General features: G+C 41.1%; 12 protein-coding genes. 7 read left to right on the top strand and 5 right to left on the bottom strand.

From position 1 onward, the window contains the following. Nucleotides 1-47 precede the first annotated feature (47 nt). From R7041_RS19715 to R7041_RS19730, 4 genes are all read right to left on the bottom strand, one after another. Nucleotides 48-377 carry a hypothetical protein gene (locus R7041_RS19715; RefSeq protein ID WP_318128690.1) on the bottom strand — a complete coding sequence of 110 codons (330 nt, stop codon included), beginning with the start codon at nucleotides 375-377 and terminating at the stop codon, nucleotides 48-50. Nucleotides 378-493: 116 nt separating this feature from the next. Continuing rightward, on the bottom strand, nucleotides 494-1,813 hold the full coding sequence (locus R7041_RS19720) for a hypothetical protein (RefSeq protein ID WP_258512621.1): 1,320 nt from the start codon (nucleotides 1,811-1,813) through the stop codon (nucleotides 494-496). After that, on the bottom strand, nucleotides 1,806-2,852 hold the full coding sequence (locus tag R7041_RS19725) for a hypothetical protein (protein WP_089183970.1): 1,047 nt from the start codon (nucleotides 2,850-2,852) through the stop codon (nucleotides 1,806-1,808). The genes R7041_RS19720 and R7041_RS19725 overlap by 8 nt, the downstream gene beginning before the upstream one ends. Before the next feature lie 440 nt (nucleotides 2,853-3,292). Next, the gene (locus tag R7041_RS19730; RefSeq protein ID WP_258512622.1) at nucleotides 3,293-4,465 is read right to left on the bottom strand and encodes a hypothetical protein; all 1,173 of its coding nucleotides are present in this window, start codon (nucleotides 4,463-4,465) and stop codon (nucleotides 3,293-3,295) included. Nucleotides 4,466-4,616: 151 nt separating this feature from the next. On the opposite strand from R7041_RS19730, the gene R7041_RS19735 reads away from it, so the two are divergent. Further along, nucleotides 4,617-5,837 carry a chromosome partitioning protein ParB gene (locus R7041_RS19735; protein ID WP_258512623.1) on the top strand — a complete coding sequence of 407 codons (1,221 nt, stop codon included), beginning with the start codon at nucleotides 4,617-4,619 and terminating at the stop codon, nucleotides 5,835-5,837. 163 nt (nucleotides 5,838-6,000) lie between these two features. Here the strand turns inward: R7041_RS19735 and R7041_RS19740 are convergent, their stop codons facing one another. Next, nucleotides 6,001-7,074: a hypothetical protein gene (locus tag R7041_RS19740; RefSeq protein ID WP_258512624.1), complete on the bottom strand. Its 1,074-nt coding sequence runs from the start codon at nucleotides 7,072-7,074 to the stop codon at nucleotides 6,001-6,003. 619 nt (nucleotides 7,075-7,693) lie between these two features. Here R7041_RS19740 and csrD point away from each other — a divergent pair. Genes csrD through R7041_RS19770 form a run of 6 tightly spaced genes read left to right on the top strand, consistent with a single transcriptional unit; the run spans nucleotide 7,694 to nucleotide 14,647 of the window. Next, nucleotides 7,694-9,703, top strand: a complete 2,010-nt coding sequence (gene csrD, locus R7041_RS19745) for an RNase E specificity factor CsrD (protein ID WP_005381201.1) — start codon at nucleotides 7,694-7,696, stop codon at nucleotides 9,701-9,703. Nucleotides 9,704-9,714: 11 nt separating this feature from the next. Then, nucleotides 9,715-11,160 (top strand): hypothetical protein, encoded by a 1,446-nt coding sequence (locus R7041_RS19750; RefSeq protein ID WP_064368803.1) that lies wholly within the window; start codon nucleotides 9,715-9,717, stop codon nucleotides 11,158-11,160. Then, nucleotides 11,157-11,807 carry a type II secretion system protein GspM gene (gene gspM / locus R7041_RS19755; RefSeq protein WP_005381197.1) on the top strand — a complete coding sequence of 217 codons (651 nt, stop codon included), beginning with the start codon at nucleotides 11,157-11,159 and terminating at the stop codon, nucleotides 11,805-11,807. The genes R7041_RS19750 and gspM overlap by 4 nt, the downstream gene beginning before the upstream one ends. Then, entirely contained in the window at nucleotides 11,800-12,132 is a 333-nt protein-coding gene (locus R7041_RS19760) for a hypothetical protein (RefSeq protein WP_005381196.1), read from the top strand. Before gspM ends, R7041_RS19760 begins: the two co-directional genes overlap by 8 nt. A gap of 20 nt (nucleotides 12,133-12,152) precedes the next feature. After that, nucleotides 12,153-13,793, top strand: coding sequence for a pilus (MSHA type) biogenesis protein MshL (gene mshL / locus R7041_RS19765; protein ID WP_064368802.1), 1,641 nt, complete (start codon nucleotides 12,153-12,155; stop codon nucleotides 13,791-13,793). Between the two features lie 44 nt (nucleotides 13,794-13,837). Then, a complete protein-coding gene (locus R7041_RS19770; protein WP_318114922.1) occupies nucleotides 13,838-14,647 on the top strand; it encodes an ExeA family protein in 810 nt (269 codons plus the stop codon). The last annotated feature ends 62 nt before the right edge of the window (nucleotides 14,648-14,709 follow it).

Genomic DNA, 14,709 nt, shown 5'->3' on the forward strand with positions numbered 1-14,709 from the left:
GCTACGACGATTGATGGGCGTAACCGCTCAGATCGTAGCTTCTTGATTTAGTTCCATCGAATTACGCAACAAAGCCCTGCAACTGCTAAAAATATCTGCAACATACTTAACACTGAGTCTGTAAAACGGATTGGTAACCCTGAATTTTGATATAAAGGAATAAAAATCAAACCAAGTGATAGCATTGTCGTCGTCAGAAAAGAATAATTGCTGATTCTAGTTAAACGCACAGATGCATTGAATCGGCACTTTGCCGTTATTCTCATACTATTGAGTAGTTTTTTTGCAGGGTCTTGTTCGTTAACTTCTTCATCTTGCAATGAAAAAAACCACCTCCAGATTGAAGCTGGCAAACCTTTCGTAGTACTTTTCAACAACCTTTACTCCTCACAAAGATTCAAATACTGAGTTTACATAATGACTTTGACTATTTATAGAAATCTAATGTGTGTCGGAGCATGGTAAACATGCCCGACAGCAAACAATGATTAGATTATTTTGTTCGTAACTTGTCGTAAAGCTTGCGGGAAATAATACTTATACGATTATTATCATCATTATTTAAAGCTTTAACTAGTTTAAGTACATCTGTATTCAAACTTTCACTTTCTACAAGAAAGGATAGATGTTCACGTATTAATGTTTTAAATCTATCTCTTGGATTACTGTTAAATAATTTAGCAAGAATTATCTCATCATTACACAAAACCTTGTCAAAGTAATATCTCCAACGATCCTCAGGAATCTTTAATAATTCTGACTTAGCAGTTGGAAATGCTGCATTAGATACTCCATACGAGTTGCCTAGATAAACACATAGGTATGCTTGGACACAATCTATAAACGCTGGTGCTGGAATCGAGCTTCCAAGCTTAGATAAGTTGGCAACTAATGGGCCTTCAGTATAGAAGTTGTTCATGGCAAAATGAGCATCAATCAATGATTTTGCCGCCTTTTTAAAAGTAGATGAACGAAGGTTTTCTGGCACATAGTCGAAACCTTTTACTTTTAGCAATGCATTCTTAAGACCTTTAGTAGCTGATATATCACCAGCAGCAGTTGCATCCCTGTATGCATTCCCAATTTGCCACTTATCCTTTTCTGGAATGTGATTCCAAATAGGTTGTATTAATACACCTAAGTTACTAACAGCATGCTCTTGAGCTGCGCCTTGCTCATTTTTAATACCTGACAGGAGTACAGAAACTACGGTTTTTATATAAAACGGTGGTGAATCTAAAAGCTGCTCAATTTGAGGGTCGGCTAATGTTAAGCTTTCTGTATAAAGTCGATTTCTTAGTTCGGAGAACTCAATTGCTATTGATATATCAGTCTCACCTAAGACATATTGAACACACGAGTTAACTAGCGCAGCAGCATCGATTTTTGATAGTTCTTCGTTGTTCTTTTCAGCATCATCGGACAAGTAATGACTTATTAACTCCAAGGCATGCCTTAGTTTCAATGCTCCAGTGCTGTTGATAGCTCCAAGCTGCTCAGCCAAACTGATTGCGCTATAGTCATTTAAAACGATATCAATATTGCTGTATTCATCTATATCATCATCATTAAGCATTTCTCCAATAAAGCCCATACCTAAAGTCTTTAAGGTCGATTTAAGCCTGACCATAGCCCTGCGCCACGTATATTCAGCCCCCATGTCGTATGCTTCATGTTCAAAAGCACGCGCGATATCTTTTTTTTGCTTGTCATTTAAGCCGTTTGCATAAAGGACTATTTCTTGTGGCTCAGAACAGCTTTTAGGTATTAATGTGCCTGTAGGGCCTGCCCACACTAACTCTTTACTAGGCATTGCTCACACTCCAAATCTTTTCGTTTCCATCTTGGGACTTGTAAAAACAACACTCAAAGCATTCACTGCGTTTCATTATTTCAAATGCTCTAGTCCTAGCTCCTCCTACAAGACCATTTTCTTCATCACCTTGCGGTTTTACAAACACATGATAACCAAGAATTTTCCCAGAAGTTGTCAATACTGTCATGCCATCATGGTTTAGCATCGATTCAAGAAGTGAGCTATAAAGACGATTTGATGTACATGCTTCTCTAGTTTTTTCCTCTTCTGAAGCTGCTAATAAATCATACATATTTATTGGCTTTCGGAGATAAATACCATCGCTATGTCGAGTTTTCAAAGCTGATATTTTTTCATGATTATCCTTAACAACACCTATTAAGTTACCATGACCGATGATTAAAGCGTTACCTATCAGTTTTTTAAAATAAGAGGCTGATATATCTTTGTACTGATCATCGATATCTTGCGTAATGAACGAACACAATTGTTTCAATTCATGCCCATGGGCTGAGCCTTTACTATTTAAAGTAAGACATATCAAAGCGCTTGCTTCAGAGCCTTTGAGTAATACAGTTTTATTGCCTACGTTTTGTAGATAAGCGATGCAATATTCATCACCATTTTGGCTAAGCTCTCCAACGGCTTGAGTCCTGAATGTTGGGCTTAATTCTGAAATTTCAGATGACACCACTCCATAGCTAATGTGTGTTTCTTCAACATTTATGTAGATTACCCATCCATTTCTTGATAACGGTGCGCAAAGCTTTAAGGCATTAGAAAATTCTTTTACAGAGGCGGCTTGCCTATCTATCTCAACATTTTTACAGAAAGGAAGTGTTTCTAGGACTGAATCAATGTTATTTGTTATAAATATCTCAGGATACAGTTCTTCGCCTTCTTCTCTGTATGATGAAGTGGAATCAACTAAGTCCAGAATTCCTTCTCTTAAATATGTGTAGCTTGGGAATTTTTCTTGATACAGAAAACTTCCTATTAAATCCAACACATGAGACCTAAGGGATCTCTCTTCCATCAATCGCTATCTCCAACTAAATTATGTAATCTAAAAGTGTCACTTCAACGGACACGATCTGTATGATTTTTACCCAAAGCGCCGAGTAAAACTCAGTTTCAAGTGTTTTTAGTTAACAAAAAGATAAACATAGATACAGATGGTGTCGATATTGCAGCTTATACTAAACTAATTACACATTCAGCGATTAGAACAAGTAGTGTGCACTAAAACACTTAATGAGATGGTGCGTCTCTCCACAGCTAAATTGAAGTAGTTTACTGTCAACAGGAAGTGCTCTATACAACCAAAGAATTTAATGGTTGGAGTTGAATTTGAAGAGTTAGTCTGCCAACGTATTCTGTATTGATGATGTAACCCAACTCATGGCGAACTAGGCTGTTGACCATCATTGACCATCATTGACCATCATTGACCACGCGTGGACAACAGAAACATTCTTACTTTTCTTGCTCTGATAAACACTCAAGAAGGTAGTTAGTTAAGGCAATACGAAATGCTCTACCTCCTCCTGAAACGTTTTTATAGCTTTGTCCCGACACATCAAGTTCAAGCGCGTCACACTTTTCCCAGTGCTTAGCTGATTTGGAGTAATCCAAGCGACCTAAAATAGCCCCAGCTTTAGCAAATTCTTCTAAAGTTTTTTTCTCAAGAAAAAGTTTATGTATGACTAACCCTAGTGATTGCCAAAGTGTCGTTGAGTAATGGAAGCCATTTTTATGTGAAAGCAGTTGAGCCTTTACTGAGTTCAACCACGCTTCCATAAATATACAAATATAAGGCTTTATCGTATCGATATGCTCTGCACTAAATGGCCCAGAACCAAACAAGTCGACTTTGTTTTTATCTTGGTAATCTGCACCGCCAATTGCACCAAGAACTAGACGAATCATTGTTGCCTCAGTTGTCACATATGGGTCTTTTACAGAAAGCCTAACAGACGACGTTTTCATTCCCCCGAAAGATTCAAGAGCGATATCATCCGCAATATCTTTCACATAAGTATTCAAAGGCAATTCAGCATTTAGACTTTCAATTAAAGGTGCATAAATGTTGTTTTCAGCTTGGCTGTATTTTTTATAAAGAGTGATACATGCCTTTTGTGACAGTGGCTCTGTAGGTGAGAACAACAAGTTGACTTGCACAGGATAACTTGCGAGTTCTTGCCTAACTCGACTATTTTTCTGAGTTAAATCTTTAGAGATACGCTTTTTCTCGAACGGATGACTGAAACCACTAATCTGCATCATGGCAAACAACGTGATTACACCATCCACAATCATAGTGTCGAGAGGATCGTATTCTAGTTCGACGATACCTCTGCCGAAAGACTTATGACTTAAGACTTCCGCCACAACAAAAGTGAGAGATGGTGGTGGCACCTCAACTACGTTATCTAGTCCCGATTCAATAGATTTCTTTGCTAGCTCGATTCTCTTTTGATTCTTTCGGCTGTGTATCGATTGAAATGCTTCTTCAAGTTCGTTTGGTATGTCAAATAATGAGAATAAATTAAATAAATCAATAACTTTAACGCATGATGTTAGTTGTTGAACTTTGCCAAACGTGTGCATTGAGCACAAGCCTTCCAGCCTCACTGATTTCTTTTGCAATGAATGAACCCCTCATTATGTTGAGTTGACATTCTAAGTTGAGATTAAAATAATTGTTGATCGGACGACCCGTCCGATCAACAATTAAACGCTTAACTTTGTGAAATTGGAAGGTTTTAGAACTATGAACCTGATAGATTTGAGGTGAAAAATGAATAGCGAAAAAGAAAATAACCAAGAAAACAATGAAATAGAAGATTCTATTATTCAGGGGTTGATGGATAAATATCAAAAATCCCCTAGTGAATACTTAGCTAGCTCAAAGCAGTTAATTGAATCATCCAACCTCAGGCTAGATAGGAGGGTGATGGACGAAATATTTAAATCGAATTCCCAGTACTACCCCCAACTCAAGATCATAAACCTAGAGACTCCCATTCGACATGAGGTTGTACATATTTCTCCAACTGTAGCCAGAGACATGCTCAAGTTTTCAAGAAGAGGAAAAATTAATACCGACTTAAGCAACCGTCGAGTTAACCGGAGCACTGTCAAAAAGTTCACAGAAGACATGAATGAAGGACGGTGGTGCCTTACTGGAGAGCCGATCATTATCGGCCATGATGGTGAAATACTGGATGGTCACACAAGGCTAGAGGCCGCTTCGAAATCAACTTACGGTTTTATTGCGATCATTATTTGGGGGATATCTGATGCTCTAGCCTTTGCTCACACAGATACAGGGAACGTTCGTTCAAGAGCTAACGTCCTTGAAATGGCAGGTGTTAGCGTAGATGCAAAGATTCTTTCTCAAGTTGCCATGCTTTCAAAGGCTTTTGACATGACAATCAACCCGTATGCTTTTAGGGGCACTCAGGGCACCTCATTTAAACCCGCTGAAATACTTGATTACGTACAGGGTAAAGATGAATTGGCATGGTCAGTTAATCTGGTTGCGTCCTTAGCAAAGGAACATAGGCAACAAATTCAAGCACCTCAGGCGACATTGGCGTTTGCGCACTATCTTATAAACGAAAAGTTAAAAAACTATGAAGGCGATGAGATTCCTATTACCCCTGATATGTACATATCTAATGTAATCTCAGGGTTGGGGCAAACGTCAATAGAGAGCATTGAATATCAGGTACGAGACTACCTTGAATCAATAAGAAAAGAATCAACATCTTATGCACTGTTATGCCGTCTATCATGCATTTTCAAAGGATGGAACATGTACTTCAATATTCCTGTGGTAGGAAAAAAGGTAGCAATTCGTCGTGTAGCAAACTTCGTTAGGAATGAAGAAGGCGAGCGCGTTCCAGCAAAAGCAGCCGGAAATATCAGAGAAGCTTTCACAATACCATTTTTAACACCCGGAAAAACGCCTAGTAGGATAAAGAAGGGCGCTGCTATGAAGAAGGTGAAACAATAGTCTTTTCCAAGAATATAGTATTGGGATAATCTGTACTAAATCAGGGGCTATCTACGAGTTTGTTGGGTATAAGCGTATCAGTGGCTTGACTTACCACTAGTAATTAATAAATTAACTCTAGCGTGGCAAAATTGCTTAACTCACTTTCCGGTGATGGTGGTGCTTAAAATAACACAAATGTTACCGCCAGTATGAATAGGCCACTTAAAAAAAATAGTGGTAGCCATTTGATTATCAATAGCTCGTTGTACGAAAAGCTTCTGGTGTATCGGTCAGCGTTTATTCGATTTAGCTTGTAGCTATCATACTTGGCAAGAAGCCTTCCTAAAATGTGAACAGTTATCCAAGAGTAAGTTTCGTCTAGAGTATGCGCTTCTATATAAAAGTCGTTAATACGTTTCATTTCATCTAGCTCTTCCACATCTATAACCTTTATTGAAGTGCGTTCGATGCCGAGCGCTTCTAAAGTGTTTAAGTTGGCAAAATGTTTTTCAAGAGTAGTTTTGTTGACCAACATGTCAGGTTCAAGCTGAAATTCTTTTTTATTCCTACTAAATGAATTACCAGTTCGATAGATATAGAAAAAACTGGGTTTACCATGTAGAGGAGCTTCCACAATATATTGAACGATGTTAGGTATGGTTATCTTGCGACCATTGGGAGTTTGGTAGCTGAACTTTACAATGTGGAGTGCGGCAACAGCGTGGTTATGCAGACTCTCGCCTATGGGACTCCAATATCTTTGTTCGCGCCTAGTGACATATTTCCCTTTGTTGGTAGTAAGAACAACTCTATTTTTTCTTGACTCTAAAAGACTGTTTACATTTACCTTATAGGAGTTACATCCATAAAAACTAACTGGGTCATAGACTTTAGTTATGGTTTCAAATGGTTGTAATATAATCGGCTTATGGTCTAAGTCTTCTAAGGTTATGTAGCAGCCGTGCCCTAAACGTAAGTGGATACCAAAGATAGCTTCGGACTTATCCTTCAGGTTTTGGATGGTGACGCTATTAATGTATGTGTTGTGATAAAAAGCATCTTGAGTAATGCTGTAGGAGGCACTTATTTTTGTAGAGCGTTTTAAGCGATACTGAGCGATAGCAAACCATACGCCTAATCCGGCAATAAATAAGCTTAGAACTGCACCAAGGGCTGATACAGCGATGCTAGTAATCGTTAAAGTATTACCATCAAGCTTACTCAATGCTGTAAATACGTCAGCTAAGTTTTCCATCAAAAATTTCATCACTTATTATTTTGGAATAGCATATCAAGTGACTGTATTAAATCCAGCTTTTATAGGTGTGATGTTTCTTTTCGCTGCAAAGAGTTAACTTGAAAACCATCCTTAATACGACCAAGTTGTCCGGCAATTTTTCATTTTGGGGTGCTTGAACCTCATGGTGGAAACTGTAAAAATAGATAGAGGTTCTCAAGTAGATTAGCTCATTTTTGCTTCTTAATTTACGGTTTTTGTGAAAGTGTAAGGTTAGGTGTGGTTTTTTGATTTCTTTTTTGATGTCTGAGTTAAGTAAAGGTGGTGGTTTTCTGTTTTTACTCACTCATCTACTCACTCACTCCATCAAAAAATTACGTTTACTACCCTTTTAAATTCTGCTTATGCTTGAATCGAAAAGGCCGCGAATATCGCGGCCTTTTTTATTGTCGCAATCTGATGATCTCACAGGCTTATCTTGGCAAGGTTAGGCGTAACAATAAAACTTATCAATGAGTGTGATTTTCTTTATGCTCCAGCCTCTCACTATCAGACTAATCCGATTGTTTGATGAACTCTTATCAAGTATAAATATTTCAATAAGGTATATGATGAATAAAAAAGGAATTTGGTATTCATGAGGTATACCCCAACTCTTAAGTTAAGCACACGGCTGGTGGCCTTTGTCACCATGATCGTTATCTGCGCCATGTTTATCTTGTTTGTCGGTGGCACCCTCTCTTTTAAACGTCTTGGGCAGGAATATCTCACCCATTATTTAGAAGGGATCGTAGAGGTGGTCGACAAGGAGATGGAAGATCCTGACGCCGCTTATTCTATGCAGCGCTGGATGCCGAAAATGCTGCAGGCTTCCAATATTGTCGAAATGACGTTGTCGACCAACAACGCCGTTGTTTATCGCTTCAAAGATACTTCTCATCAAATGGAAGCGTCAGTCTTGTTTGAGGCTGAGTACCAGTTGACTCACAATCAAGATTACACGATTCACTTTAAAGCAATTCCCCCTTACTTAGGTTACAGCTACTCAATGCAGGCGCTTTGGTCGATCACGCTTGCCGTTATATTGATCATCTTCTGCTTAATGCGCGGCGTGGCATGGCTTAAGGAGCAATTAGAAGGCTCCGAAATGCTCGAAGAGCGAGGCAGAATGATCCTGGCTGGTAGGGTGGAGCAGTATGCCAAAGGTGACAAAAAAGAATGGCCTTACACCGCCAGTGAAGCGCTCGATGTATTAATCGAAGAGTTACAAGATGCGCGTCAAGAGCGAAGCCGATTTGATACCTTTATTCGAACTCAAACCTTCCTTGATAAGCTAACCGGTACCGCTAACCGAGTGTTATTTGATAGCAAGTTGGAATCGGCGTTACTAGAAAGTGGGGCTCGCGGCGCCGTGTTGCTAGTGCGTATTCAAGACTGGAAACTGGTTGAAGAAGAGCAAGATAAGCAAATTACGGATGAGTTTATTGTTGAAGTTGGGAGTTTATTGTCCAATTTAGTTCAACGATACCCAGATGTTGTATTTTCCCGTTATTACGATGCTGATTTTGCGCTTTTTCTACCGCACCAAAGTGCGAAAGATGTGGCTAACCTTGCCTCGCAATGCATTCGCCAGTTAGAAAAGTTAATGCCGCCAGAGCCACTTGATCCAGACAACTGGTGCCATATTGGCATCACCACTTATAAAGAAGGTGAGCGACACAGCCAAATCATTGATGAAGCCGAGACTGCTTTGCGTAGTGCGCAACTACAAAATAACAATAATTGGAGTCGCTTCAAAAAATGGAACCACGATGAAGAAGCTCGCGGAAGTGTGAGGTGGAGAACGTTATTTGACACAGCACTTACACCTGAAAGTGTGATACTCTACGCACAATCTGTGCACCCAATAAGTGACGCGACGCATAAAAAATCATTATATGAAGAGTTAACATGTCGGATTCGCGATCCTGAGAATGGGATTGTTAAAGCGTCTCGGTTCATTTCTGCGATCAGACAGGTTGGTTATGAAGCGCAAATGGATAAGTCGGTTATTAATAAATTCTTAAGAGAGTTTAAGGATAATTTTGATAACTCAAGATCGTATGCGCTCAATTTGAATGTAACGCCATTTTCTAACCGAGAGTACTTTAAATGGTTTCGTGATGAACTCTTACAGTTGTCACGTGAGCAGAGAAAGTGTCTCAGTTTTGAGTTTGTTGAAGCACAATTTGTAAGACACTTAGACTTTATGCGACCAGTCGCTAAAATGCTGGCCGGTTTAGGGTGCCACTTAATGGTTGGGCAGGCTGGGCGTACCATCGTTAGCACTCACTATTTAAAAGAAGTGGACATTCGTTACCTTAAACTTCATCGCAGTTTAGTAGCAAAAATCGACCAACGACATGAAAACCAGCTATTTGTCCGCAGTATGCTAGGTGCGGCGGCAAACAGTAAAACTAAAATTATAGCAGTGGGAATTGAGAATCAGAACGAGCTCAACACATTAATTGAGCTCGGGGTTTATGGTGGGCAAGGGCGTTACTTTTCTGCGGAGCAGCAGTTTCTTCCTCGTCCCCAAGCGTTGCCGAATTCTCAATCAGAATCCCAAGTTAAATTGGGAAGACGAAATCGCTGGCGGAAAAAATAAAGATAATAATCATGGATTTCAAAGCACTATTCGACAAGCTTAAGCGATCATCTAGTGGTGGTCGCTCCTGCTTTTTGGTTATTCAGCCAGACGCCGTTTATTTATCATCTTCAATCAAAAGTAGTCGTCCATACCAATTTGATATTTCTGAGTCCAATTGGGAAAAAGCCGTTGAGCAAGCATTGAGCGTTGCAGCGAGTGCGTATGATTCATTAACGGTTATTCTTTCTCATAACTATTACCAGATGTACCAAATCGACAAACCGGTCATGCCGCGTCAAGAATGGCCAGCTGCATTACCGTTTTTGTTGAAAGAACTGATCTCTGAGCGCGCCATCGACATTATTGCCGATGCGGTCGAGTTACCGAATTCAACCAAAGTGCAAGCATACGTCTTATCGCGAAAAATATTGGATAAGATTGTGTTACTGGCCAGTCGATCCCAGTTACCATTAGAAGCCATTCTTCCTGAAGACGATATTTGGGGAGAGACTGCGGGTGAACTAGGAAACTTCCTATTATTACAACGCAGTGTGCGTGGTCATTTCCGTATAAGCGCTTTTGTCGAAAATACTATTGCGTTCCACCGCTCTATTCGCAGTGTGACGCCACCGTTAACGGGGGTTCCGTCTAGCGATTTACAGATGGACAGTCTGTCGTTAGAACTGCAACGTTCGATTGATTATCTTTCATCTCAGTTGCGCCACGTGCAATTACATCAATTGAAAGTGTGCTGTGATGAAGAGGATGAGAGCGAGCTTGTTCAGGCTCTGAACTACCGTTTAAGTACTAAGGTTTCACCGTTATTACCACCAGAACATGAGCTATCAGGGCATGTTTTGGCTGACACTGCGGCTACTTCAAATACTCGACGCGTCAACTTATATCCCGATTACTTAAAACCGAAAAAAGAGCTCCTGACGCTAAAAAATATCGCGTTATCTTGGGGCGTTGCGGCGGCTGCAATTCTATTTTCTTACGGTTATGTCACTTGGCAGAGCAGCGGTTTGGAAGATGAGATTGCTATTGTAAAAAGTAAAGGCGATATCATGAAGTCAGAGCTTGAACGTTATCAAGTCAAGCTACGTAAGCATCAACCTGACAATAATAAGCTGGCAGCTAAAGCCCGCTTAGAGCGTGAAGTCAAGGCGAAGCGAGACTCGCTTAAAGCTGTCGGGAAATACGATGACTCGCAACGCACGGGTTACTCTGGCGTGATGCAATCATTAGCGAAGCTAGGAAACCAAGAAATTTCTTTGTCCGAAATTCGAATCAATACCCATACCTTAGACCTGAAGGGACTAGCGAAAAAACCGAGCTCAGTGCCAAATTGGGTCAGCCAATTTAAAAACGAAATTAGCTTGGTTGGTCGAACGTTTGACGACGTCAAAATAGGTCGAAATGATAAGGATATTGTGACGTTTGAACTAAAAACGCGCGAGGATAAAGAGAAATGAACGAATTCTGGCTCTCATTAGAAGGGCGCTTTGGCGAAATGAGTACGCGTGAAAAAGTGCTCACTGCATTGTGCGGTTTAGTTGTCGTAATCATGTTGCTCTTTACGCTGGTATTGGAGCCAAAGCTTAACGAGATCATCAGTAATGAGAGGCAACTAAGTAATTTAAAGCAAGCAAATCAAAAGATTGAAATCGATACGCTACGTATTCAGGCGCAACTTAAGAAAGATCCAAATGCTGAGATTGATCGCGCGATATCTAATCTGTTAGCTGAGAGTCAGCATCTTTCGATGCAATTAGCGGAGATCATCGAGCATCTTATTACACCTTCGCAAATGGCTGAGCTGCTTGAAAATGTGTTGGAGCAGCAAAGTGGCATTCACCTTTTGTCTCTGCAAACCTTGCCATCTGAGCCAATAACGGAAGATAAAGAAGCATCGCAATACTCTGGTTACTACGTGCATCCTGTTCGTATGGAACTGACTGGTGACTATTTTTCTATTGCTAATTATCTGAATAAATTGGAGAGCCTTCCTGCGAGTTATTACTGGCGAAGCTTTAGTTATAAAGTCGAAGAGTACCCGAAAGCGAAGCTTGTGTTAGAAGTCTACACACTAGGATCTAGAGAGGAGTTTATTGGTGGTTAACAAACTCATCATCTCATTGCTTGTTATGGCAGCGGCAGGAACCGCTTGGGCAAACCAAGACCCAACGGCCCCACTTGGTTGGGAAAAGCCAGCGGTTGAAACGTCAGCGAAACCAAAAGTTAAACGGTACCGACTGCCTAAGCTCAACAGTATTGTGTGTAAGCCAAGTACTGATTGTATCGCGATTATGGATAACAAACTTGTCGAAAAAGGCGAGCTATTTAAGGGTTATCGCGTCGCGAGCATTAATAGTGAATTTGTAACTTTAAAGCGTGGTAACCGTCAGTGGGACCTAGAGCTTTTTGATTTAAACGTAAAACAATAATAACCAGAGCCCGATCAGATATGCGCAAATTAGTTGTAGGAATAGCGATTGCTTCTTTAATGGGATGTTCAATGGGTCATCGGAATCCAGTGGAAGTTAAAGAAGCGCTCAATGAATCTATCAATCAAGCGAACAGCCGCACATTGGAAGAAATCCCTTCTTCTGTTGAGGCAGACTTGATGCCAAATTTAGACTCGAACGTTGCATCAGAGCAAGGCACCTCGAAGCGTTTTCGTATTCAAGCGAATGCGGTCGATGCAAGAAGCTTTTTCGCTTCGTTGGTGAAAGGCACAGAGTACAGTGTGGCGATTCACCCATCGGTACAAGGTAATATCACTGTCAACTTGTCAGATGTGACATTGGATGAAGTTCTGAATGTCGTACAGAATATGTATGGCTATGACGTGGTGAGGTCTGGCAAAGTTATTCAAATCTACCCAGCAGGTATGCGTACTGTGACCATTCCAGTCGATTACCTGCAGTTCAAGCGTTCTGGTCGCTCATTAACCAGCATTGTTACGGGCTCTGTAACCTCGGCTGGTACGTCTAATTCTGGTGGTAGCTCAGACAGTTCTGACTCGTCAGACTCTAACAATGGAAACAACAACGATAGCTCAACCACATCTACGGGTGGTACACGCATCGAAACCATCACTGAAAGTGACTTCTGGCCTATGCTGCAGCAAGCCGTTGCGAATCTAATTGGTTCAGGCAAAGGGCAAAGTGTGGTTGTAACGCCACAAGCGGGAGTTATTACGGTTCGAGCATTTCCAGATGATATTCGCGAAGTACGCGAGTTCTTAGGTGTATCGCAGGAGCGCATGCAGCGCCAGGTCATTCTTGAAGCTAAAATCCTAGAAGTGACGTTGAATGATGGCTACCAACAAGGCATCAACTGGTCAAACTTATCGGCATCAATTGGTAACTCGGGTAGTATCGTAGTCAACCGCCCTGCGTCGACATTACCACCATTGGATGCGATTGGCACGCTATTGGGCGGTCAAACTAACGTGACTATTTCGGATGGTAACTTCAATGCTGTATTGAGCTTCATGTCTACGCAAGGTGACTTGAACGTCCTTTCGAGCCCTCGTATTACCGCTGCCAACAACCAAAAATCTGTTATCAAAGTGGGTACCGATGAGTACTTTGTTACCGAGCTATCGAGCAATGCAGGCAACGGTGAAAACTCAAATGCGGTTCCTGAAGTGGAACTGACGCCATTCTTCTCGGGTATTTCCCTTGATGTGACTCCGCAAATTGATAACAAAGGCAATGTGTTCCTGCATGTTCACCCCGCAGTTATTGAAGTCACGGAAGAAGTGAAGCAATTGAACTTGGGCGGAGATTTCCAAAACATCCAACTGCCATTAGCGAAAAGCTCTATTCGTGAATCAGACTCGGTTATTCGTGCTAAAGATGGCGATGTTGTGGTTATCGGCGGGTTGATGAAACAGCAAAATCGTGAGCTTGTTTCTAAAGTCCCATTTTTGGGCGATGTACCAGCACTGGGGCATTTGTTCCGCAACGTGAATAACGTAACTGAGAAAACAGAATTGGTCATCTTACTAAAACCGACCGTAGTTGGCGTGAACTCTTGGCAGAAAGAGCTAGAGCGCTCTCGTGATCTGCTGCAAGAGTGGTTCCCAGATGCGCAATAAGCGCTGGGAAAGGTTCTGTTTTTTAATAGGTTTGTGATTCGAGTATGTACTTGTCACACTTTGGATTCCGAGTTCAGCCTTTTTCGTTAACCCCAAATACAGAAATGTTCTTGGGGTTAGTCCCTCACTATGAGGCGATCCAAACCATCCTAGCTGCCGTGCAAATGGGAGAAGGGGTGATTAAGGTGACGGGAGAAGTCGGCACTGGAAAAACCATGGTATGCCGTAAGCTGATCGAGCAGATTGAATCTGAAGTTGAGCTTATTTACTTACCCAATCCAGTGTTGAATGGGGAACAGTTGCAGTTTGCTGTCGCCAGAGAGTTGGGTATCGAGAACGATGATCCGCTGCGTATCGTTTCCCTCATTCAAGAGCACTTGATTCAAGTACATGCCTTGGGAAAGAAAACCGTCTTGATCGTTGATGAAGCGCAAGCTCTTTCCCCACAAGCTTTAGAAACATTACGTCTATTTGGCAACTTAGAAACGGAACAAGATAAGCTCATTCAATTGGTGTTATTCGGACAACCTGAGTTGGATGAAAGATTGGCTAACCATGAGCTAAGGCAATTTCGTCAACGCATTACGTTTAGTTGCCAGTTACGTCCTCTCTCTATCGATGAAGGCGTGGCTTACATCAATAATCGTTTAGATAAAGCAGGCAATGGGGCGCACATTTTTTCTATTGAACAGAAAAAAGCGATTTGGCGTTCATCCATGGGGATTCCGCGCTTGATAAACCAAATTAGTCACAAGTCGTTGCTTGCTGCATTTAATGATCGTTGCACACTATTAAAAAATCATCACGTTTACGCCGCTATGCACGATACGTTTGATGCCGGCTTTGTTGCGTAATTCAGACGAGAAACCAAACCTCCTAAAGTTGACCGACTTTTATACAATATACTGAGTTTCAG

Source organism: Vibrio sp. 1751 (assembly GCF_033339895.1).
In the GTDB taxonomy this organism is placed as follows: Bacteria; Pseudomonadota; Gammaproteobacteria; order Enterobacterales; family Vibrionaceae; genus Vibrio; species Vibrio alginolyticus.

What these genes read in the sequence shown, in the direction of transcription:
- R7041_RS19735 (WP_258512623.1), top strand. Translation starts at nt 4,617, where the DNA reads ATGAATAGCGAAAAAGAAAATAACCAAGAAAACAATGAAATAGAAGAT.
- gspM (WP_005381197.1), top strand. Translation starts at nt 11,157, where the DNA reads ATGAACGAATTCTGGCTCTCATTAGAAGGGCGCTTTGGCGAAATGAGT.
- R7041_RS19740 (WP_258512624.1), bottom strand. Translation starts at nt 7,074, where the DNA reads ATGGAAAACTTAGCTGACGTATTTACAGCATTGAGTAAGCTTGATGGT.
- R7041_RS19725 (WP_089183970.1), bottom strand. Translation starts at nt 2,852, where the DNA reads ATGGAAGAGAGATCCCTTAGGTCTCATGTGTTGGATTTAATAGGAAGT.
- R7041_RS19770 (WP_318114922.1), top strand. Translation starts at nt 13,838, where the DNA reads ATGTACTTGTCACACTTTGGATTCCGAGTTCAGCCTTTTTCGTTAACC.
- mshL (WP_064368802.1), top strand. Translation starts at nt 12,153, where the DNA reads ATGCGCAAATTAGTTGTAGGAATAGCGATTGCTTCTTTAATGGGATGT.
- R7041_RS19720 (WP_258512621.1), bottom strand. Translation starts at nt 1,813, where the DNA reads ATGCCTAGTAAAGAGTTAGTGTGGGCAGGCCCTACAGGCACATTAATA.
- csrD (WP_005381201.1), top strand. Translation starts at nt 7,694, where the DNA reads ATGAGGTATACCCCAACTCTTAAGTTAAGCACACGGCTGGTGGCCTTT.
- R7041_RS19750 (WP_064368803.1), top strand. Translation starts at nt 9,715, where the DNA reads ATGGATTTCAAAGCACTATTCGACAAGCTTAAGCGATCATCTAGTGGT.